This is a genomic window from Kaistella sp. (assembly GCF_049588135.1).
Taxonomy (GTDB): Bacteria; Bacteroidota; Bacteroidia; order Flavobacteriales; family Weeksellaceae; genus Kaistella.
Genome location: NZ_JBAVFG010000238.1, coordinates 1 through 20,209, shown reverse-complemented (window position 1 = coordinate 20,209; position 20,209 = coordinate 1). Strand labels below are relative to the sequence as shown.

Annotated in this window: 15 protein-coding genes and 1 pseudogene; 9 read left to right on the top strand and 7 right to left on the bottom strand. The window is 35.0% G+C overall.

Features of this window, described 5'->3' with window-relative positions:
• Positions 1-158: 158 nt before the first annotated feature.
• The 4 genes and pseudogenes from scpA to WBY99_RS12745 all read left to right on the top strand — a co-directional run.
• Positions 159-2,276, top strand: a complete 2,118-nt coding sequence (gene scpA / locus WBY99_RS12760; RefSeq protein WP_423976714.1) for a methylmalonyl-CoA mutase — start codon at positions 159-161, stop codon at positions 2,274-2,276.
• A gap of 13 nt (positions 2,277-2,289) precedes the next feature.
• A complete protein-coding gene (locus tag WBY99_RS12755) occupies positions 2,290-2,913 on the top strand; it encodes a hypothetical protein (RefSeq protein ID WP_423976713.1) in 624 nt (207 codons plus the stop codon).
• Positions 2,914-3,325: 412 nt separating this feature from the next.
• Positions 3,326-5,890, top strand: a complete 2,565-nt coding sequence (locus tag WBY99_RS12750) for a T9SS-dependent M36 family metallopeptidase (protein WP_423976712.1) — start codon at positions 3,326-3,328, stop codon at positions 5,888-5,890.
• A gap of 245 nt (positions 5,891-6,135) precedes the next feature.
• A pseudogene (locus WBY99_RS12745) lies at positions 6,136-6,678 on the top strand (transposase); the annotation flags it as partial.
• Between the two features lie 572 nt (positions 6,679-7,250).
• On the opposite strand, the gene sufD reads toward WBY99_RS12745, so the two are convergent.
• The 4 genes from sufD to WBY99_RS12725 form a co-directional block, all read right to left on the bottom strand.
• Complete coding sequence (gene sufD / locus WBY99_RS12740; protein WP_423976711.1) at positions 7,251-8,570, bottom strand: Fe-S cluster assembly protein SufD; 1,320 nt, start codon at positions 8,568-8,570, stop codon at positions 7,251-7,253.
• 57 nt (positions 8,571-8,627) lie between these two features.
• Complete coding sequence (gene sufC, locus WBY99_RS12735; RefSeq protein WP_423976710.1) at positions 8,628-9,371, bottom strand: Fe-S cluster assembly ATPase SufC; 744 nt, start codon at positions 9,369-9,371, stop codon at positions 8,628-8,630.
• Positions 9,372-9,494: 123 nt separating this feature from the next.
• A complete protein-coding gene (gene sufB, locus WBY99_RS12730) occupies positions 9,495-10,946 on the bottom strand; it encodes a Fe-S cluster assembly protein SufB (protein ID WP_423976709.1) in 1,452 nt (483 codons plus the stop codon).
• Between the two features lie 156 nt (positions 10,947-11,102).
• Entirely contained in the window at positions 11,103-11,432 is a 330-nt protein-coding gene (locus WBY99_RS12725) for a HesB/IscA family protein (protein WP_423976708.1), read from the bottom strand.
• A 148-nt stretch (positions 11,433-11,580) separates the two neighbouring features.
• On the opposite strand from WBY99_RS12725, the gene WBY99_RS12720 reads away from it, so the two are divergent.
• Positions 11,581-12,381: a GLPGLI family protein gene (locus tag WBY99_RS12720; protein ID WP_423976707.1), complete on the top strand. Its 801-nt coding sequence runs from the start codon at positions 11,581-11,583 to the stop codon at positions 12,379-12,381.
• 56 nt (positions 12,382-12,437) lie between these two features.
• Here the strand turns inward: WBY99_RS12720 and WBY99_RS12715 are convergent, their stop codons facing one another.
• On the bottom strand, positions 12,438-13,202 hold the full coding sequence (locus WBY99_RS12715) for a murein L,D-transpeptidase catalytic domain family protein (RefSeq protein WP_423976706.1): 765 nt from the start codon (positions 13,200-13,202) through the stop codon (positions 12,438-12,440).
• 210 nt (positions 13,203-13,412) lie between these two features.
• Between WBY99_RS12715 and WBY99_RS12710 the strand changes: the two genes are divergently transcribed.
• The 3 genes from WBY99_RS12710 (at position 13,413) to WBY99_RS12700 (ending at position 16,985) form a co-directional block, all read left to right on the top strand.
• A complete protein-coding gene (locus WBY99_RS12710) occupies positions 13,413-13,721 on the top strand; it encodes a hypothetical protein (protein ID WP_423976705.1) in 309 nt (102 codons plus the stop codon).
• Positions 13,722-13,790: 69 nt separating this feature from the next.
• Complete coding sequence (locus WBY99_RS12705) at positions 13,791-16,463, top strand: TonB-dependent receptor domain-containing protein (RefSeq protein WP_423976704.1); 2,673 nt, start codon at positions 13,791-13,793, stop codon at positions 16,461-16,463.
• 33 nt (positions 16,464-16,496) lie between these two features.
• Entirely contained in the window at positions 16,497-16,985 is a 489-nt protein-coding gene (locus WBY99_RS12700; protein ID WP_423976703.1) for a hypothetical protein, read from the top strand.
• 195 nt (positions 16,986-17,180) lie between these two features.
• Here the strand turns inward: WBY99_RS12700 and msrB are convergent, their stop codons facing one another.
• Positions 17,181-17,669 (bottom strand): peptide-methionine (R)-S-oxide reductase MsrB, encoded by a 489-nt coding sequence (gene msrB, locus WBY99_RS12695; protein WP_423976715.1) that lies wholly within the window; start codon positions 17,667-17,669, stop codon positions 17,181-17,183.
• Between the two features lie 69 nt (positions 17,670-17,738).
• Between msrB and WBY99_RS12690 the strand changes: the two genes are divergently transcribed.
• Positions 17,739-18,983, top strand: coding sequence for a DUF445 domain-containing protein (locus tag WBY99_RS12690; RefSeq protein ID WP_423976702.1), 1,245 nt, complete (start codon positions 17,739-17,741; stop codon positions 18,981-18,983).
• A 126-nt stretch (positions 18,984-19,109) separates the two neighbouring features.
• Here the strand turns inward: WBY99_RS12690 and WBY99_RS12685 are convergent, their stop codons facing one another.
• Positions 19,110-20,117: a quinone-dependent dihydroorotate dehydrogenase gene (locus WBY99_RS12685; RefSeq protein ID WP_423976701.1), complete on the bottom strand. Its 1,008-nt coding sequence runs from the start codon at positions 20,115-20,117 to the stop codon at positions 19,110-19,112.
• Positions 20,118-20,209 lie beyond the last annotated feature (92 nt).

The following is a 20,209-nucleotide window of genomic DNA, read 5'->3' as shown; positions in this document are numbered from 1 at the left end:
AGTAGCAAAAAGTATTTTTTTCATTTTTCATTTTAAATAACAAAAATAAGATTTTTCTTATTAAATAAGGATTGTAAACCAATACTCTTTAATTCTGAAAATTAGTCACAAAATATTAATCTAAAATTGCTTATTTTTAAGACCTCAAATACGAACTTATGAGAAGGAAAATACAGTACCAAAACCCCGATTTCACCATAAAATCTGAAGACAAACTTCCCTACTTTTTTGAAAAAGATGGTTTGGAAATGAAATCTTCTTACACCGAAAAAGATTCAAGAAATTTAATTGAAAAACAATTTTCCGCAGGAATTGCGCCCTATTTGCGTGGTCCATATTCTACGATGTATGTTCAAAAACCTTGGACGATTAGGCAATACGCAGGATTTTCTACCGCCGAAGAATCAAACGCATTTTACAGAAGAAATTTAAAAGCCGGACAAAAAGGTCTGTCGGTTGCATTCGATTTGGCAACGCATCGCGGTTACGATTCCGATCATCCGAGAGTTGAAGGTGATGTGGGAAAAGCCGGCGTTGCGATTGATTCCATCGAAGACATGAAGATTTTATTCAATGAAATCCCTTTAGATGAAATCTCGGTTTCCATGACGATGAACGGTGCGGTTTTGCCGATTTTGGCTTTTTATATCGTTGCCGCAGAAGAACAGGGCGTTTCTCAGGAAAAACTTTCGGGAACCATTCAGAATGACATTTTGAAGGAATTTATGGTTCGGAATACATACATTTATCCGCCAACTCCGTCGATGAAAATTATCGCTGATATCTTCGAATATACGGCTAAAAATATCCCGAAATTTAATTCGATTTCCATTTCTGGTTATCACATGCAGGAAGCTGGTGCAACGCCGGTTTTAGAAATGGCTTATACTTTGGCAGACGGTTTAGAATATGTCAGAACCGGAATAAAAGCAGGAATGAAAATCGATGATTTCGCTCCAAGATTGTCGTTTTTCTGGGCAGTTGGGATGAATCATTTTATGGAAATTGCGAAGATGAGAGCGGCACGATTTATTTGGGCAAGTCTTTTAACGCAATTTAATCCTCAAAATCAAAAATCTTTAGCTTTAAGAACACATTCGCAAACATCAGGTTGGAGTTTAACTGAACAGGAACCTTTCAATAATATTACGCGAACTGCCATTGAAGCATTGTCGGCAGCTTTGGGCGGAACGCAATCTTTGCATACGAATGCTTTGGATGAAGCGATTGCTTTGCCAACCGATTATTCTGCGAAAATTGCGAGAAATACCCAAATAATTTTACAGCAAGAAAGTGGAATTTGCGATGTTGTAGATCCGATGGGCGGAAGCAATTTGGTGGAAGCTTTAACGCAACAAATGATTGATGAAGCCATGAAATTCATTGATGAAGTGGAAAAAGAAGGCGGAATGACGAAAGCCATCGAAGCGGGAATTCCGAAAATGAGAATTGAAGAAGCTGCCGCAAAAAAGCAAGCGAAAATTGATAGCGGCGAAGAATTTATTATTGGGGTAAATTCTTTTAAATCTACTCAAAAACAAATGGAATTGGATATTTTGGATATTGATAATTCTGAAGTTCGAAGAAAGCAGATTGAAAGATTAAATACAATAAAAGCGGAAAGAAATTCGGAAAAAGTTTCAGAAATTTTAGAAAAATTAAAAGAATCTGCAAAATCCGGCAACGGAAATCTATTGGAAATCTGCATTGAAGCCGCACGAAGGAGAGTAACTTTGGGTGAAATGAGCGATGCGATGGAGGAGAGTTTCGGACGATACAAAGCCAATATCAGAACCATACAAGGAGTTTATGCCATGAATGCAAGCAAAAATGAATACTTCGGAAAAGCTCTTTCTTTAGCCGAAAATTTCGAAGAAAAAGAAGGCAGAAGACCAAGAATCATGGTCGTGAAAATGGGACAAGATGGTCACGATCGTGGCGCAAAAGTAGTCGCAACCGCTTTCGCTGACATGGGATTTGATGTTGATGTTGCTCCACTTTTCCAAACTCCGGAAGAAGTTGCGAAACAAGCCGTTGAAAATGATATTCATATTTTGGGCGTTTCCTCTTTGGCGGCGGGACATAAATATCTTGTTCCAGAAGTTGTATCCGAATTAAAAAAATTGGGTGCAGAAGACATTACCATCGTTGTTGGCGGTGTAATTCCGAAACAGGATTATGATTTTCTGTATAAAAATGGTGCAGATTTTATTTTCGGACCGGGAACCAATTTACCGAAATCGGCGTGTGAAATTTTGGAAGGGTTTCTAGGGTAATTTAAATCCTGTCATGAGAAAAAATATCTTATTTCTACTTTTAATCGCTCTTCTTTTTTCCTGTAAGAAAAAGGATGAAAATTTAAACTTAAAATATGAAGTTTTAAATCAACTTATAGCGGATGATATTGCTAATGATCAGATTAATAATAATTCCAGAAGTTATCTTTATAAGTCCAACTCTGCAACAAATATTCAAATTGTAAATTTAAATACTGAAAAACTAAATGAAAATACAATAATTTTTAATTCAATTGAGTTGAAAAACGACTCAATATTTTCATCAAATGATATTGACTATTTAATTTTCCAAACCGTTCCTTACGATTCCAAACAATTCGATTTAGATAAGGGAAAAATTTATGGAGAATTGAATATTATAAAAAGCGCAGATTTGAAAGAACTTCAAAATAATTATACTAGTCCAAAAGATTATTGGGCAAAATTCCAAATCAAATTTGGGGATAAATGTATAAGAAATTACTCTGAACCAATTTTTAATCTGAATAAAAATATTTGTATTGTGAAAATTTCAGAATCTTGTGGACCTTTAGAAGGAGGAGGAAGCACTTCTATTTTCCAAAAAGTTAATGGAAAATGGAAAGTCATCAAAACTCTTGATCGTTGGGTAAGCTAAAGAGATTTAATCAAATTTTCCACTTCAATTTTTTCATCGAAATATTTCTGTTGCAATTCCGAGTTTTCTCCCATTCTTTTGTAATACTCCAAAGCTTTTTCGCCGAAGAATTTTTTGTAAAAATCTGAGACATCAGGAATGAGAGGAAATTCTTTATGGAAAGCATTTCGCAATACGCCTGAAATTCTCTTTCGCTTTTATTTTTTACTAAAGATTCTGGGCTTTTGAAGCCAATTTACAGAAAGATGCATTTGAAATTTCGGTGAAAAACTGCTGTTGTTTTTAAGCCAAATTATCAGTAAAATACCATTTTATAACGAACTAATGATTTTTTTAAATAACAAAATCATTAAAATATAGTTCAATTGTTAAAAAATGTTCTTACTTTTAATTTCTTAAAAACAACCTAATCATGAAAAAAAAATTATTATTTACCCCACTTTCTGTGGCGGTATTTTTTGCCTTTAATCAACTGAACGGGCAAAACTCCGAAAAAGTCATCCGGGATTATTATCAACAAAATAACGCACTCTTAAAGACGGATCACAAAGCAGGCGTCATTATTTTAAATGAAGATGCTTCCAAAAGTATGAATGCGAACATCGTGAATGTACAACAAACCTACAATGGTCTTCGGGTGTACAACGCTTTGGGAAAGGTCATTTTGAAAAACGGTAAAATTATCTCTGAAAAAAACGATTTTAAAAATAAAATCTCTATTCCTTCCGCTGAAGGTCCTATTTCAGATGTTAGAGTTTCTGAAGAAATTCTCAAAAGCAAATTAAATTTGAAGGATTTATCCCGAATAGAATATCTACCCAATGTTTATTTTGAAAAAAACAATTCTTACATTTTGTGCAATGAAGTATTTATTTCAGACAAAAACTCTTCTGATGTTTGGCATCTTATTGTAAACGCGACAACAGGTGAAATTCTTTTAAAAGGCAATTTAACGATAGATTGTAATTTTGAAAACTTCCCTTCATCAGAGCAACATAATAAACCTGTTTCAAAAAATTATTTAACTCAAATACAGTCAATCAACAATATTATTTTGTCTCCAACTCCTGCATCTTATAAGATTTTTCCACTTCCGACAGAGGCGCCAACATTTGGTGCAATTTCAGTAATTAATAATCCATGGGATTTAATTGCATCACCAGAAGGATGGCATTCCGATGGTACAAATAATTACACCAACACAAGAGGAAATAATGTTTATGCCTATTCTGATGAGGCCAATACAAATACACCAGGTTACTCACCGGACGGAGGAGCCAGTTTAAAGTTTAATTTCCCCTATACCGAAGGTAGAAATTTTAGTCCTTTTAATTATAGAGACACGGCAATTACCAATTTGTTTTACATGAATAATAAAATTCATGACGTGTTCTATAAGTTTGGCTTTACCGAATCAGCAAGAAACTATCAAACCAATAATTTTGGCAATGGAGGAATGGGAAATGATGCAGTATTAGCAGAAGCTTTTGATGGCAGCGGTCTTAACAATGCAAATTTTAACCCGGGTTATGAAACAATCTTCGAAGGAACTACTTATCTTTTAGCACCAAGAATGCAGATGTATGTTTGGGATAGAGCACAATCTAATGATGATCCTATCGGGAGATACCAATTTAATTCTCCTGCAGGTGTTGCTTCTCGTCCGAAAGTGATGACAGGGAGTGCAGCTTTTGGGAAATTACTATTTGAAGGCGAGTCTGTAACAGGCGATCTAAAAATTTCTGCTCCGGAAGATGCTTGTTCGCAGCCCGCTGCTGGAAGTCTCACCGGAAAAATCTCACTGATTGCTCGTGGAACTTGCGAGTTTGGCTTAAAGGTTTTAAATGCTCAAAAAGCCGGAGCCATTGGTGCAATTATTTACAGTCCAAATGACGATGCGACACTATCTATGGGTGGCGGAACTTATGGTGGGCAAGTAACAATTCCTACCATCAATATGGGACGACAAGAAGGAAGCTTTCTTGTAACAGAACTTACTGGTGGAGAAACGATCAACACAACCTTGGTAAATGATTTTAATGGCTTTAAACACTCAAGTTTAGATAACGGAATTGTTATTCATGAATATGGACATGGTATTTCTAATCGCTTAACTGGTCAAGGATACAGTTGCCTTTTGGAATCAGTTTCTATAGAACAAATGGGTGAAGGTTGGTCCGATTATTTTGCATTAATGCTTACCGCAAGACCTGGAGATAATTCAGCACTAGCAAGAGGAATGGGAACCTATTCTTTCGATCAACCAACCAACGGAATTGGATTAAGGCTCGCGAAATATTCACCAGATTTCGCTATCAATAATTATACCTATGGAAAAACAAATACCGTTACAGGCCCCCATGCGTTTGGTTTTATCTGGGCCACCATGTTATGGGATCTTACCTGGAAATATGTAGAAAAATACGGCTATAATAACGATGTCTTAGCAAATCCTAATTCCGGAAATGCAAAAGTACTCCAATTGGTAATGGATGGATTAAAACTTCAGGAATGCAATCCGAGCTTTATTGATGGAAGAAATGCAATCCTACAAGCCGATCAAATAACAACAGGCGGGGAGAATAAATGCATGATATGGGGAGCATTTGCAAAAAGAGGTTTGGGTGTTACAGCTTCGGCAGGTAATAAAGAAATTGGGACTGATCAAGTAGAAAATTTTTCCTATCCTCCAGAATGCAATGCAACACTTGCCACAATTAATGTTAATTCACTCGGAAATAAGTATGTGGTATTCCCAAATCCAACTTATGATGAGTTTTTTGTAGGAAACATTGACAAATCTAATCAAGATGTATTGATTCATCTTTATGATCTATCAGGAAAATTATTAATAACGGAAAGTAGAAAATCTTCTTCAAGAAAAGCGATTTCTATAAAAAGTTTAAAATCAGGAATGTATTTGGTGAAAATAGTACAAGGTTCAGAATCACAAACAGAGAAATTATTTGTGAAATAAAAAATCATCATTTGTCATCAATACCATCAATAATAAAAGCCGGAAGTAATTTCTGGCTTTTTCATTTCAAAAAACGTCCAAGACAATAAGCCACTTTTTTTCATTGAATGGATAATGATTACAATAAATCGTCAACCATTAAAAAACATTTAAGATACTGACTAATAGCTATTTGTGTGTTAAAAATCTTGTTTATATCTGCAAAAAAACGTATCTTTATGTAATAATCCTTGCATATTTTAGTGATGCTTTCCAAGCAAAAGCACTCTTCCCAAGCCAATTTTTTCTTCTATCTTGAAGATACGCTCAACAATTCGCATCCCTTGTATATTTTTTGGCAGAGTTTTGAAGATGCTTTCTCGCCTTTGTACTGTGCTGATAATGGTCGTCCTGCAAAACCGATTCGACTGATGGTTGGACTTTTAATTTTAAAACATCTTCGCAATGTTTCCGATGAAAGTGTGTAGAACAATGGACAGAAAATTTGTATTACCAATATTTTTGCGGTTTGAAACAATTTTCTATTATTCCACCTTGTGCTTCTAGTGAACTCACTCATTTTCGTAATAGAATCGGGGAATCTGGAATGGAATTAATCTTCCGGGAAAACATCCGCATTAATGGAAACGATAGCAACGATTCTGATGTGAGCGTGGATACAACCGTTCAGGAAATACGAAGTATTCATTGAGACCAATGAAAAATTAAAAACTACGAAATAAAAAAATATTACATTTCCAACCTATAGTAAGTTGCATAAAAAGATCATAAAAAAATGTCTGGACATTTTCGCCGAAGAATTTTTTATGAAAATCGGAAACATTCGGGAAAACTTTATGGAAAAGCATTTCATAATACGCCTGAAATTCTCTTTCGTTTTTGTCTTCTACTAAAATTTCTGGTGATTTTTGCCGAACATGTAACATTTCGTGCACAACCATATTTACGACTAAATCGAAATCGAAGAGATTTTGGGGAATCATCACCTTTTGTTTTTCACCCAATTCGCCTTCTGTGGTGAGCAACATTTTGTTGACTTCTAATTCCGGACGAAAACCAAAACCTGCGAAATTATCACTTTCGAGACCGAATGATTCAATTAAAAAATGAGCAGCTTCAAAGATTTGGTTGTTTTCTTTGTAAACGTTCAGTTCGTTGGTGATATTTTCTAAATTCATGTTTGAAAAGAATTATAATTTTTATTAACGCTAAGCACTTAACAAATGGATAAATTTATAAAAAATATTTAACCAAATTTCCTCAGATTATTAGAAAGATAAATTCAGGCTAAAACCAGTGACTAACCTCAACAAAAAAAACGGACAAAAGCCCGTTTTTATTGATTTTTTCGAATATAATTTTAATAAATATCTTCAAATTCCATATCTACTTCTAACTTTTCTGCTAAAAGTTTGGATATTTTAACTTTAAGCGGCTCAATATCGATATTTTCCATCGCATCGTTGGCGAAGGCGAACAATAACATTGCCTGCGCTTCTTTCTTGGAAATTCCACGGGCACGAAGATAAAATAATGCATCTTCATTCAATTGACCAACGGTACAACCGTGCGAACATTTCACATCGTCTGCGAAAATTTCGAGTTGCGGTTTAGTGTCAATCGACGCTCCTTCATCGAGCAAAATATTGTTATTTTGTTGATAAGCATTGGTTTTCTGAGCGATTTTATCTACGAAAACTTTACCGTTGAAAACTCCGTGAGATTTGCCTTTGTAAATTCCTTTATAGTTTTGGTAACTCTCACAATTTGGCGTTTTGTGATGAACCGCAGTATGATGATCGACCAATTGTTCGCCGTCGATAATCGTAATTCCATTCATGAAAGAATTGATATTCTCACCGTTATGAATGAAATCTAAGTTGTTTCGAACCAATTTTCCACCAAACGAAAAAGTATTCACAGTCGTTAAACTGTCGCGTTCTTGTTTTGCAAAAGTGTGATCTACCAAATAAGAAGTATCGCTGTCATTCTGAATTTTATGCCAATCTGCTTTTGCATTTTTAGCCGTGAAAATCTCTGTTACGGAATTGGTGAAAACGTAAGATTCATCGAAATTATGGTGGCTTTCGATGACTTCAATTTTGGAACCTTCTTCGGCAATTAATAAGTTTCGGGTGTTGTAAACCGTGTTTTGATCTTGATTTTGAGAGATATAGAAAACGTGAATTGGTTTTTCGATCACGACATTCTTTGGAACTTTCAAGAAAAATCCTTGCTTGCAATAAGCGGTGTTCAAATTCGTAAACGCTAATTCCTGATCAGCTATTTTATTGAAATATTGATCGAAAACATCCTTGTGTTTTGGGTCATCCAAAGCGAAATTGAACGATAACAATTCTACATTTTCAATAGAAATTTTTGATAATTCTTTACTTAATTGACCATTAATAAAGACAATCCAGTCAAAAAATTCTTCGCCCAAATGCAATTCAGCAATTTGTTCTTTGGAAATGGTATGCGCTTCTTTCGGAAAGAAATTGTAATTCTTCTCGGTGATTTCGCGTAAGTTCGTGTATTTATATTCCTCGTCTTTTTTAGTTGGAAAGCCAAAATGAAAGAATTTTTTCAAAGCAAATTCTCTTTGTTCATCGAGAAAACGATGTTTCAAAGTTTCTAAAAAAGCAGCGTGGTTATTTTGTATATTTTCTAATAAAGCCATTGTATTGATTTGAAATTCGACATTTTAAAAGGAACTTTGTGGTTTACAAATTCCAAATTAATTCAAAAGCCAATCGTATCCTTTGTCTTCCAATTCTAAAGCGAGCGATTTATCACCAGTTTTGATGATTTTTCCGTCGGCTAAAACGTGTACAAAATCGGGCTGAATATAATCTAAAAGTCTTTGGTAGTGCGTAATTAAAAGAACGGCATTTCCTTCATTTCTGAAAGAATTTACACCGTCGGCAACAATTCTCAACGCATCAATATCTAATCCTGAATCGGTTTCATCGAGAATCGCCAATTTCGGATTGAGCATCATCATTTGGAAAATTTCGTTTCGTTTCTTTTCTCCTCCAGAAAATCCTTGGTTCAGTGAACGTGCTAAGAAATCTCTTTTTATATTCAATTTCTCCGAATTTTCTTTCACCAAAGCCAACATTTCTTTTGCAGGCATCGCTTCTAAACCTTTTGCTTTTCGATTTTCGTTAATGGCTGCTTTAATGAAGTTGGTTACGGTAACTCCAGGAATTTCTACGGGATATTGAAAAGAAAGGAAAATTCCTTCGTGCGCTCTTTCTTCTGGCGCATGTTCGATGATATTATTTCCTTCGAAAATAATTTCTCCGTCAGTTACTTCATAATCTTCTTTTCCAGCAATAACCGAAGCAAGAGTGGATTTTCCGGCTCCGTTTGGCCCCATAATCGCGTGAACTTCACCGGGATTAATTTGTAAATTGATTCCTTTTAAGATTTCTGCGCCGTCTTCTATTTTGGCGTGTAAGTTGTTAATTTTTAACATAATATGAAATGAGGTAATTAGATAATTTAAAGTTAATTACTTCCTGTTTTTTTACTGTTATGATATATAATTTCTTTTAAGAAATAAGTTTTGAGATGGATATTAAAATGAAACAATCATTTTTTATCCAACACTTCCTTCTAAAGATATTTCTAATAATTTCTGAGCTTCGATGGCAAATTCCATCGGTAATTTATTTAAAACTTCTTTTCCGAAACCGTTGACAATTAATGCAATTGCTTTTTCTGTGCTGATTCCTCTTTGGTTGCAATAGAAAATTTGATCTTCCCCAATTTTTGAAGTCGTGGCTTCATGTTCAAGTTGTGCCGTCGGATTTTTAACTTCGATATAGGGAAAAGTGTGTGCGCCACATTCATTCCCCATTAATAAAGAGTCACATTGTGAAAAGTTTCGCGCTCCTTTTGCAGAAGGCATCATTTTCACTAAACCTCTGTAAGAATTGTTTGATTTTCCGGCAGAGATTCCTTTAGAAATAATCGTTGATTTTGTATTTTTTCCGATGTGAATCATCTTCGTTCCTGTATCTGCATATTGATGATGATTGGTCACCGCGATCGAATAAAATTCGCCCACCGAATTATCACCTTTCAAAATACAACTCGGATATTTCCAAGTTACGGCAGAACCAGTTTCAACTTGTGTCCAGGAAATTTTTGCATTTTTCTCACAAATTCCGCGTTTTGTTACGAAATTGAAAACGCCACCTTTTCCTTCTGAATCTCCAGGAAACCAGTTTTGAACGGTTGAATATTTTATTTCTGCATCATCCATTGCAAAAAGTTCTACTACAGCGGCGTGCAATTGATTTTCGTCTCTTGCAGGCGCAGTACAACCTTCTAAATAAGAAACGTAACTTCCTTCGTCTGCGATCAACAAAGTTCTTTCAAACTGTCCGCTGCCAGACTGATTGATTCTAAAGTAAGTTGAAAGTTCCATCGGACATTTTACTCCTTTTGGAATATAACAGAAACTTCCATCTGAAAAAACAGCGGAGTTTAAGGCTGCATAAAAGTTGTCACCTCTTGGCACAACTTTCCCGATATATTTACGAACCAATTCCGGATAATCTCTGATTGCTTCAGAAATTGCACAGAAAATAATTCCTTTTTCTTTTAAAGTAATTTGAAAAGTGGTTTTCACTGAAACTGAATCGACAACAATATCCATCGCAACTCCAGAAAGTCTTTTCTGCTCTTCGATGTTGATACCTAACTTAGCGAAAGTTTTCAATAACTCAGGATCTACTTCATCCAAACTCGCTAATTCTGGTTTTACTTTCGGTGCTGCGTAATATCGAATTGCCTGAAAATCGGGCTTTTCATAAGTAACGTTGGCCCAATCCGGTTCTTCCATTTTCAACCACATTCTGTAAGATTCCAAACGCCACTCGGTCATCCATTCGGGTTCTTCTTTCTTTGCAGAAATCATTCTCACAATATCTTCTGATAACCCGATTGGGAAATCATCGTATTCTATATCTGTGGTAAAACCGTATTCGTATTTTTGGTTTTCAAGATCAACCCGTAGATCGTCTTCTGTATATTTTGTAGCCATTCTGTATATTCAGAGTTTAAAGTTCAAAATTTGTTGAATTTTGATTTTTTTAACTCATTACTTTTTTAAATAATTAATAACCGTTCCGATTTTTCTACTTAAAGTTTCTGATTGAATTTCTAAATCTTCAAATTTTAAAAATTTCTGAACTTCAAATTATAAAGAGAAACTTTCTCCGCAACCACAAGTCCTGTTTGCATTCGGATTATTGAACACAAATCCTTTCCCGTTTAACCCTGCTGAAAATTCTAGTATTGTTCCTGCTAAATAAAGTACTGATTTTTTATCAACAATGATTTTGATACCATTATCTTCAAAAACCTGATCTGAATCTGTTTTTACATTATCAAATTTCAGAACATATTCTAAACCGGAACAACCGCCGCTTTTTACACCGACTCTTATATAATCTTCAAAAGGTTTGAAACCATCTTCAGTCATTAACTGAATGGCTTTTTCTTTTGCTAGATCGCTTACTTTTATCATTGTTTTTATTTAGAATCATTTTAGATTGCAAAATTACTAATAATATAATGAATATCAAATTTGCTTCGGTATATTTGTCTATCAATGTTATAGATGGCAAAATTTAACTTTTACAACTATTTGTTATCAAAAATCAAATTATTAAAGAATGAAAAAAATCACCCTTTTAATCTTGGGTTTATGTGCCCAAATTATTTTTGCACAAGCAAATCGTTTTGTATATCAGGTCACTATGAAACCAGATTCTACCGATAGAAATAGCACAAAAACAGAATTAGCGAATCTTGACATTTCAGGAGGGAACTCTATTTTCTATCCTGAAAATAGATTAAAAAGAGATTCTATTATGGGGCGAATGAGACAGACTGGAAGTTTTAATTTTGATAGAAACCAAATGCAGAACCTCAGAACAAACATGGATTTCATTATTGAAAAAGATTATAAAACTGGAAAAAAATTGTATAAAGCAAGAATTCTAGGGGATCAATATGCCTATGAAGAAGACCGACCAATGAATTGGGAAATCCTTCCGGAAACAGTAAAAATTGGTGAATATAAAACCCAGAAAGCAGTGGCTAATTTCGCTGGAAGAACTTGGTATGCATGGTTTACGACAGAAGTTCCTTTTCAAGATGGTCCTTATAAATTTTCAGGATTGCCTGGCTTAATTGTAAAAGTTGAAGATTCTAAAGGAGATTATAGTTTTGATTTAAAGGAAGCTAAAAAAATTAATGAAGTTGCCAACTTCGAACAAAGAGGTTCTACAATTGCCGTTAAGCGAGCAGCCTTCGAAAAGCAACAAGAACAGTTTCGAAAAGATCCAACGGCAGCGATGGCAAGTATGGGAAGTCAAATGAGAATTCAGATGAATCCTAATCAACGAAAGCAAATGGAGGATCGTCAAAAAGAAGAATTTAAGAAAAACAACAACCCGATTGAATTAAAATAAATCTTAAAAAATCCCGGCTAGCAATTGTTAACCGGGATTTTTATGTTGTAATGTTTTTAGATATTCTCCTCAATTTTCAACCATTTCGAATTGGTAAGGTATTGATTGTCGGGATAATAAATGAAAAGGCAATTCTTTCCTTTAATGGTATTGATGATTGGTTCAGCCAAAGCACGAGGGATCGCAGGACATCCCCAACTTCGACCAAGACGTTTTTGACTCTTAATGAAACCTTCGCTTACATAATCTGCGCCGTGCATCACAATCGCCCGTCTCAAAGCTGCATCATTAAAGCCGGAATCCATTCCCTCCAACTTCAGCGAATAGCCGTTTGAGCCATTGTAGGTACTTTCTGTAATGAAAAAGCCAAGACTGCTTTGCAAAGAACTTTCGGTATTAGAAAATTTTTGAGCGAATTTTTCGCCCGTATTTTTGCCGTGGGCTACCAAAGTGTTGTATAATACTTTGCTTTCATTCAAATCGATGACCCAAAGTCTTTTTTCTGTAGAGGACAGCGAAAAATCGCAAATCGTTAGTAGATGAGCATCTTTATCTAATTTTCCTTCTTTTTTAAGATTCGTAAATCCTAAAAAGGCTTTGGAAAAAACCTCGGATTGGAGTTGATTGATATTGTCGAAACTAATTGAGTTGTATATTTCTTCCGCATATTTCACAGTGGACTTCGGCTTTGCTTTTAGGACTAAATTTTGCGGTTGTATATTTAAAGGAGTTTTTGTTGAGTTTTTCTTTGAGTCTTCTAATTTATAAAAAGAGGTTGCGAAAAATAAAACAGTTATTAATGGTAAAAGAACCTTCTTCATTCTATATTATGTTAAATGATTTTCAGTTGGCAAAATTACAATTAATTAGCAATCAGGCAATTGAATGGTTAATTTTTAACTATATTTAAGAAGGTTTAACGATTGTCAGGTTAGTTCCATTTTATTTATTAATTTTGCAAAAGCATGTTAAGAACTTTGAAAATATTTTTTATTGTTTTGGGGTTGGGTATTTTTATTCTTCCCAAACAAATGATATTTGCTCAAAGTAAAATAGAATGCTGCGACCAAAAATCGATTAAAGAAGATTGCTGCAAAAAAGAAAAGACAAAATCTTGTCACACTGAAAATTCAAAAAATAAGTCTGAGAACAACAACTGTGGCGACGATTGTACCCAATGTCATTCTTGCACGGTTCATTTTGTGATGAATTATCTTACTCCGGAATTTAATTCAACTTTACAAAGACATTTCTTTATTCAGGAAATTAATTTTGAATACGGAAATTCTTATTTCTCTTCTAATATTCAAAACATTTGGCAACCGCCAAAAATAGGTTAACACATTAGATTATAGCCAAAAGAATGTTCTTTTGGCAAACTTATTCTGTTAATTAACTTATTATTAAAAATGAAAACTTTATTAAAAAGTCTTTGCTTATTTGCCTTATTATTCACTTCCTTCTTATACGCTCAAACGATTACAAAATCAACTTTCATGGTCAAAGGAGATTGTGCAATGTGTAAAGAAAGAATCGAAAGTACCGCAAAAAAAACAGGCGCAAAAGCCGCCAACTGGAACGCTGATACTCAACAACTAGAAATCGAATTTGATGGCGCCAAAATTTCACCAGATCAAATTTTGAAGAAAATTGTAGAGGTTGGACACGACAATGAAAAATTCACAGCAACTAATACTGTTTACGAAAACCTTCCTTCCTGTTGTCATTATGAAAGAGAATCTTCTTTTCTAAAGAACGAAACCACTGAACAATCTTCAAAAAAAGAAAATCAGTTTTTTGTCCGCGGAAATTGTGGTTCTTGTAAAGCAAGAATTGAAAAAGCAGCTGGAAACGCAGGTGCCGATTCTGCAAGCTGGGACGCAGAAACACAGATTGTAACTTTAAACTTTAATCCAACAAAAACTTCAGCAGATTCGATTTTAAAAAAGATTGCAGAGGTTGGACACGATAACGAAAAGTACAATTCTAAAAATGATACTTACAAAAATCTTCCCGGATGTTGTTTGTATGACCGGGAATTACCTTTAGGTGTAAAAAGCGATTTGGTTCACCATGAAGAAGCACCTGCGCCGACACCGAAAAAAGATTTTTCTCAAAATGCCGATCATTTCGATAAATCGATTGAAGAAGTTCGATTAATTAAATTGGCTGACGCCACAGCTTTAAGCAAGAAAGAAGCGAGTCTAACCTTTAATATCGGAACCAAAGAATTGTTGAAAGCCGCGTGTTGTAATTTATCGGAAAGTTTCGAAACCAACGCAACGGTGGATGTTTCATTTACCAATGCGGTAACCGGAACCAAGCAATTGAAAATGTTAGGTCTTGACCAAAAATATACGGCATTAACAAAAGAAAACTTGCCATCAATCCGTGGTTTGGCAGCTCCTTATGGACTCAATTTAATCCCCGGAAGATGGATTGGCGGCATCCAATTAACAAAAGGAGGAAGTACAGTCGTAAATGGATATGAAAGTATTACTGGACAAATCAATACCGAACTTTTGAAATTCAACGAGCAACCAGAAACTGCAATCAATTTTTTTGGTGATGTGAACGGAAGACTAGAAACCAATATCACAAACACTTCTCAACTTGATGAAAAATGGAACCAAACGATTTTGCTACATGGAAATGCGACTTTAGGAAAGACGGATTCTAATCATGATGGATTTTTAGATCAACCAACTGGAAATCAAATTAATGCTGCTTATTTATTGAATTATAATGATTTAGAAAATTCAGGCTTAGGTTCACATTTCGGAATTAGTTTTGTGAAAGATGAACGATTTGGTGGACAAACAGCTTTTGATAAAAAAAATGACCGTTCACAACAAAGTGCTTACGGAGTTGGAATTGATCTTTCACGCTTTGAAATCTGGAACAAAACTGGTTATATCTTCAAAGACAAACCTTATCAAAGTATTGGCTGGATGAATCAGTTTACGACACATCAACAAAATAGTTTCTTTGGTCATAGAAATTATTGGGGAAATCAAAATACCTTTTATTCCAATTTAGTTTTTGAAAGTATTATCGGAAGTACCAATAATAAATTTAAGACCGGAGCAAGTTTTTTATACGATCAGTATGATGAAGATTATCTAACTCAAAATTATAAAAGAACAGAAACCGTTCCCGGAGTATTTTTCGAATATACTTTAACAGGACTCAAATATACTTTGGTTGCAGGAGCCAGAACAGATTTTCATAATTTAGCTGGAACGCAGTTTACCCCAAGGGTGAACTTTAAATATGATATGACTCCTAAAACAATTCTTCGACTTTCAGCTGGAAGAGGTTTTAGAACAGCGAATATTTTTGCAGAAAGTCAGCAATATTTTGGATCAAACAGACAAATTGAAATTTTAGGAAATGGTGGAAAAATCTATGATTTACAGCCAGAGATCGCTTGGAATTACGGAGCTAGTGTTCAGCAGGAATTCAAATTATTTAATAGAAAAGCAACATTGGTTGCGGATTTCTTTAGAACAGATTTCCAAAATCAAGTGCTAACCGATTTAGATGTTTCGCCGCAGAAAATCTTTTACTATAACCTAGAAGGAAACTCTTTCGCGAACAGTTTTCAAACTCAATTGGATTTTACGCCTGCGAGAAATTTAGAAATGAGATTGGCCTATAAATATTACGATGTTCAGGCAGATTTCTTAGGCGGAAAAAGAGAAATTCCGTTTATGGCAAAAAACAGAGGTTTTTTCAACACTTCTTACTCTACCGACAAAACGGATAATGGTGCTTTCTGGAACATCGATGCAACGCTTCAGTTAATTGGAAAACAGAAACTTCCTAATTTAAATTCTAATCCTTCAGAATTCAGATTACCTGAATTTTCAAAAAGTTATTCAACGCTTAATGCGCAGATTTCCAGAAACTTTAACAAAAATATTCGCGCCTATATTGGTGGAGAAAACCTGACAGGTTATACCCAGAACAATCCGATTATCGATGTACAAAATCCTTTCGGAAATTATTTTGATGCGGGAATGGTTTACGCGCCGATTATGGGAGCAAACGTCTATTTCGGGTTGGACTTTAAGTTCTAATTAAATTTCATACTTTTGAGAAAAATAGAAAACATGAGAATATTACCATTATTAATAGCAAGTGCTGCAATTCTTTTTTCGTGTGATAAAAAAGAAGAAATGTTAGCAGAAAACGCATCAATTACAACGTCATCAAGTGATTCTGTAAAAAGTGAAAATACAAATTCTGCAATTAAAATAGCAAATAATGTTGAACTACGCCCAACCGTGACACCTGAGGAGATTGCCGCCGCCGCTGCTGCTGTAACGAATTCAAGTGCTAGACCTGCATTGAATCCCGAGCATGGGCAACCTTATCATCGTTGCGAGATCCCAGTAGGAGCACCAATTGATAGTGCACCGGCACAAAATGCAGCGACTCAGGTAATGCCTCAACAAAATGTTTCAAGCAATAATTTTAATACGAATCCTATTTCGCCAGCGGCTTCTACGGCAGATGTTGGTCCGAAACCAGCTTTGAATCCTGCGCATGGCGAACCTCATCACCGATGTGATTTGCAGGTTGGTGCGCCTTTGATTTAGAAAAAACAAAACCCCTTCTCAGTTTACACTTTGAAGGGGTTTTTTTAGTATTTGTGAAAAGGATAAGTCGAAAACTTTATTTCAAGGGTAGGCTTCAAAGTTCAATAAATGGATTTAGGACAAGCAATCAAAGTTAAGTGAAATAAAGATAAAAGTATAAATTTACTCTGAGAGTCTCATCAGCATGATAACTTTTTATTTCTTCTCCGAATCTCCCACAAAATCCAAACTCACAGAATTCATACAAAACCTCGTCCCGGTCGGTGGCGGACCATCATTGAAAACGTGACCCAAATGCGAATCGCACCTTTTACATAAAACTTCAATTCTTTCCATTCCGTGCGAAGAATCCCGGTGATATGTTACGCCTTCTTTGTCGGCTTCAAAAAAACTTGGCCATCCGCAAGTGGAAGAAAATTTGGCATCTGAACGGAACAAATGATTGCCACAAACCGCACAATAATATTCGCCTAATTCATCAAATTTATTATATTTTCCCGTTCCAGGTCTTTCTGTAGCGGCTTCCCGGGCGACTGCATATAAATCGGGCGAGAGAATTTTTTTCCACTCAGAATTCGGAACGTTCAATTTTGTTCGGTCGGTTCGGGAATAATATGGATTGTTTTTTGTTGTTGAATTTTCCATTGAGGTAGATTTTTCGGGTTGTTTTACCTGAGAACACATTTGCAGAGAAATGAAAACTAATATTGAAACAAGAAATTTCATCCATCAAATTTACTTAAATTTGTTTACATGAACGACGAAACTAAAAAAAAGCAACTCAGAAAATACAAAGCATTCGCCACAGGACTTTTCGTTTTTATGGCAGTGATTTTTGTAGGGATGACGATTTTGGAAAAGAAAAATCCTGCCCATTGGATTGGCTACATTCGAGCGTTTTCCGAAGCTGCGATGGTCGGTGCTTTGGCTGATTGGTTTGCAGTAACCGCACTTTTTAATTATCCGCTTGGCATTAAAATTCCGCACACGAATTTGATTGAAAACAGCAAAGAAAGAATTGGGGATAATCTGGGGAATTTCGTAGTTGATAATTTTCTTTCGCCGCAAAATATCCGGCCCTATATTCAGAAAATAAGGATTTCACATTTTGTCGGCGACTGGCTTTCGAAAGAGCGCAATCAGGAAAATCTAATGAAAGAGGTTTCGAATATTGTTTTGGATATTCTCAATAAACTCGATGATACTGAAGTTGTAAATTTCATTGGAAAAAAGGCAAAAGAAATGTCTGATGATTTAAAAATCAATGAAATCATCGGCAATGGTCTCGAATATATTTTAGATAAAAAAGACCATCAAAGATTCATCACCAACCTTTCGAAGCAGATCAAAGAATATGTCCTGAACAATCAGGAAATGGTGAAGGAAAGAGTAAAAAATGAAAGTTATTTTTTGATACCGAAGTTTGTAGATAATAATATTGCCGATAAAATCACCAACGGGCTTTCGAAATATTTTGAAGAAGTTGAACTGGATGAAAACCATACTTTAAGAAATGAAATCACCCAAAAACTCTATTCTTTTTCTAAGGAAATTAAAACGGAGGAAAAGTGGGTTGAAGAATTCCGAAGCATTAAAAATGACTTTTTAAGGGAAGAAAAAATCACTCAATATTCGACCGACATCTGGAATTCTATCAAAAAATCCTTGTCTAAAGAACTGGAAGAAGAACATTCAGCTTTGAAAAATTATCTCCAAAAAAATCTGGCTGAACTTTCTGAAAATTTAAAAACCGATCCAGTTTTTCAAAACAAAATTGACCATTGGGTTCGGGTGACGGCCTACAAATACATCTTGAAAAAGACACATCAATTCGGGGTTTTAATCAGTTCAACCGTCGGAAATTGGCAAGGAAAAGAACTCAGTGAAAAACTGGAATTGGAAGTCGGCAAAGATTTGCAATTTATCCGTGTGAACGGGACTTTAGTCGGCGGTTTGGTTGGTCTGATTATTTATACGATTGCCAATTTTTTTATTTAATTTAAAACCATAAAAGTCACAAAGTTTTTTCTTAAAACAACTATAAATACTCACCAAACATACTCTTTTGCTTGCTTTTGAATTGCTTAAAACAATAAATATTTTGTGACTTTTGCGGTGAAATTTTCAATAATTTTCCAAAAATTTTTCGTTGATTTTTCGGATCAATTCCGGTCCTTCATAAATAAATCCCGTGTACAATTGCACCAAACTTGCACCGGCTTCGAGTTTCTCCAACGCATCTTCCGCTGAATGAATTCCGCCCACGCCGATTATGGGGAAAGATTTTCCGCTTTTTTCGGAAAGAAATCTGATGACTTCCGTGGAACGTTTTGTTAAAGGTTTCCCGGAAAGTCCGCCTGTTTCGGTTTTGTTTTCTGAAACTAAATTTTCTCTCGAAAGCGTTGTATTAGTTGCGATTACGCCAGCGATTTTCGTTTCTTTTACAATATCAATAATGTCTAAAAGTTGATCGTCGCTTAAATCGGGAGCGATTTTTAAAAGAATCGGTTTCTGTTTTTCTTTTGTTGAATTGAGTTCTTGAAGCGTTCCGAGCAATTTTGTTAAAGGTTCTTTGTCCTGAAGTTCCCGAAGATTTGGCGTATTCGGCGAACTCACATTCACCACGAAATAATCGACAACTGGAAACAATTTTTCAAAACAAATAATATAGTCGTTGACGGCATTTTCGTTGGGAGTGATTTTGTTTTTCCCAATATTTCCGCCGATGAGGACGTTTTTATTTTTCTTTAAACGTTCTACCGCAGCATCAACTCCGCCATTATTGAAGCCCATTCGGTTGATAATTGCAGAATCTTTTTTCAAACGGAACAATCTTTTTTTCTGATTTCCGTCTTGCGGTTTCGGCGTTAAAGTTCCGATTTCTACAAAGCCAAAACCAAGATTTGAAAGTTCGTGGAACATTTTGGCATCTTTATCGAAACCTGCGGCTAAACCAACGGGATTTTTAAATTTCAAACCGAAAACTTCGCGTTCAAGACGTTTGTCTTCAATAGGTTTTGGTAGAAAAATTTTGGCAAGAAAAGGGAAATTCTTTAATAATGAAAAAGTAAAATAATGAACTTCTTCGGGATCGAATTTGAAAAGAATCGGGCGAATAAGGGATTTGTACATAGAGAAAAGTTTGACAAATTTAATGAAATTTACTTCTTATAGAAATAATTATGAATATCCGTAATTAGTAAAAATTGTAAAGCTTTTCGAAC

Coding starts and splice junctions, on each gene's coding strand:
- WBY99_RS12715 (WP_423976706.1), bottom strand. CDS start 13,202: ATGAAGAAGGTTCTTTTACCATTAATAACTGTTTTATTTTTCGCAACC.
- sufD (WP_423976711.1), bottom strand. CDS start 8,570: ATGGCTTTATTAGAAAATATACAAAATAACCACGCTGCTTTTTTAGAA.
- WBY99_RS12705 (WP_423976704.1), top strand. CDS start 13,791: ATGAAAACTTTATTAAAAAGTCTTTGCTTATTTGCCTTATTATTCACT.
- sufC (WP_423976710.1), bottom strand. CDS start 9,371: ATGTTAAAAATTAACAACTTACACGCCAAAATAGAAGACGGCGCAGAA.
- WBY99_RS12725 (WP_423976708.1), bottom strand. CDS start 11,432: ATGATAAAAGTAAGCGATCTAGCAAAAGAAAAAGCCATTCAGTTAATG.
- WBY99_RS12755 (WP_423976713.1), top strand. CDS start 2,290: ATGAGAAAAAATATCTTATTTCTACTTTTAATCGCTCTTCTTTTTTCC.
- sufB (WP_423976709.1), bottom strand. CDS start 10,946: ATGGCTACAAAATATACAGAAGACGATCTACGGGTTGATCTTGAAAAC.
- WBY99_RS12690 (WP_423976702.1), top strand. CDS start 17,739: ATGAACGACGAAACTAAAAAAAAGCAACTCAGAAAATACAAAGCATTC.
- WBY99_RS12750 (WP_423976712.1), top strand. CDS start 3,326: ATGAAAAAAAAATTATTATTTACCCCACTTTCTGTGGCGGTATTTTTT.
- WBY99_RS12720 (WP_423976707.1), top strand. CDS start 11,581: ATGAAAAAAATCACCCTTTTAATCTTGGGTTTATGTGCCCAAATTATT.
- WBY99_RS12685 (WP_423976701.1), bottom strand. CDS start 20,117: ATGTACAAATCCCTTATTCGCCCGATTCTTTTCAAATTCGATCCCGAA.
- scpA (WP_423976714.1), top strand. CDS start 159: ATGAGAAGGAAAATACAGTACCAAAACCCCGATTTCACCATAAAATCT.
- msrB (WP_423976715.1), bottom strand. CDS start 17,669: ATGTGTTCTCAGGTAAAACAACCCGAAAAATCTACCTCAATGGAAAAT.
- WBY99_RS12710 (WP_423976705.1), top strand. CDS start 13,413: ATGATATTTGCTCAAAGTAAAATAGAATGCTGCGACCAAAAATCGATT.
- WBY99_RS12700 (WP_423976703.1), top strand. CDS start 16,497: ATGAGAATATTACCATTATTAATAGCAAGTGCTGCAATTCTTTTTTCG.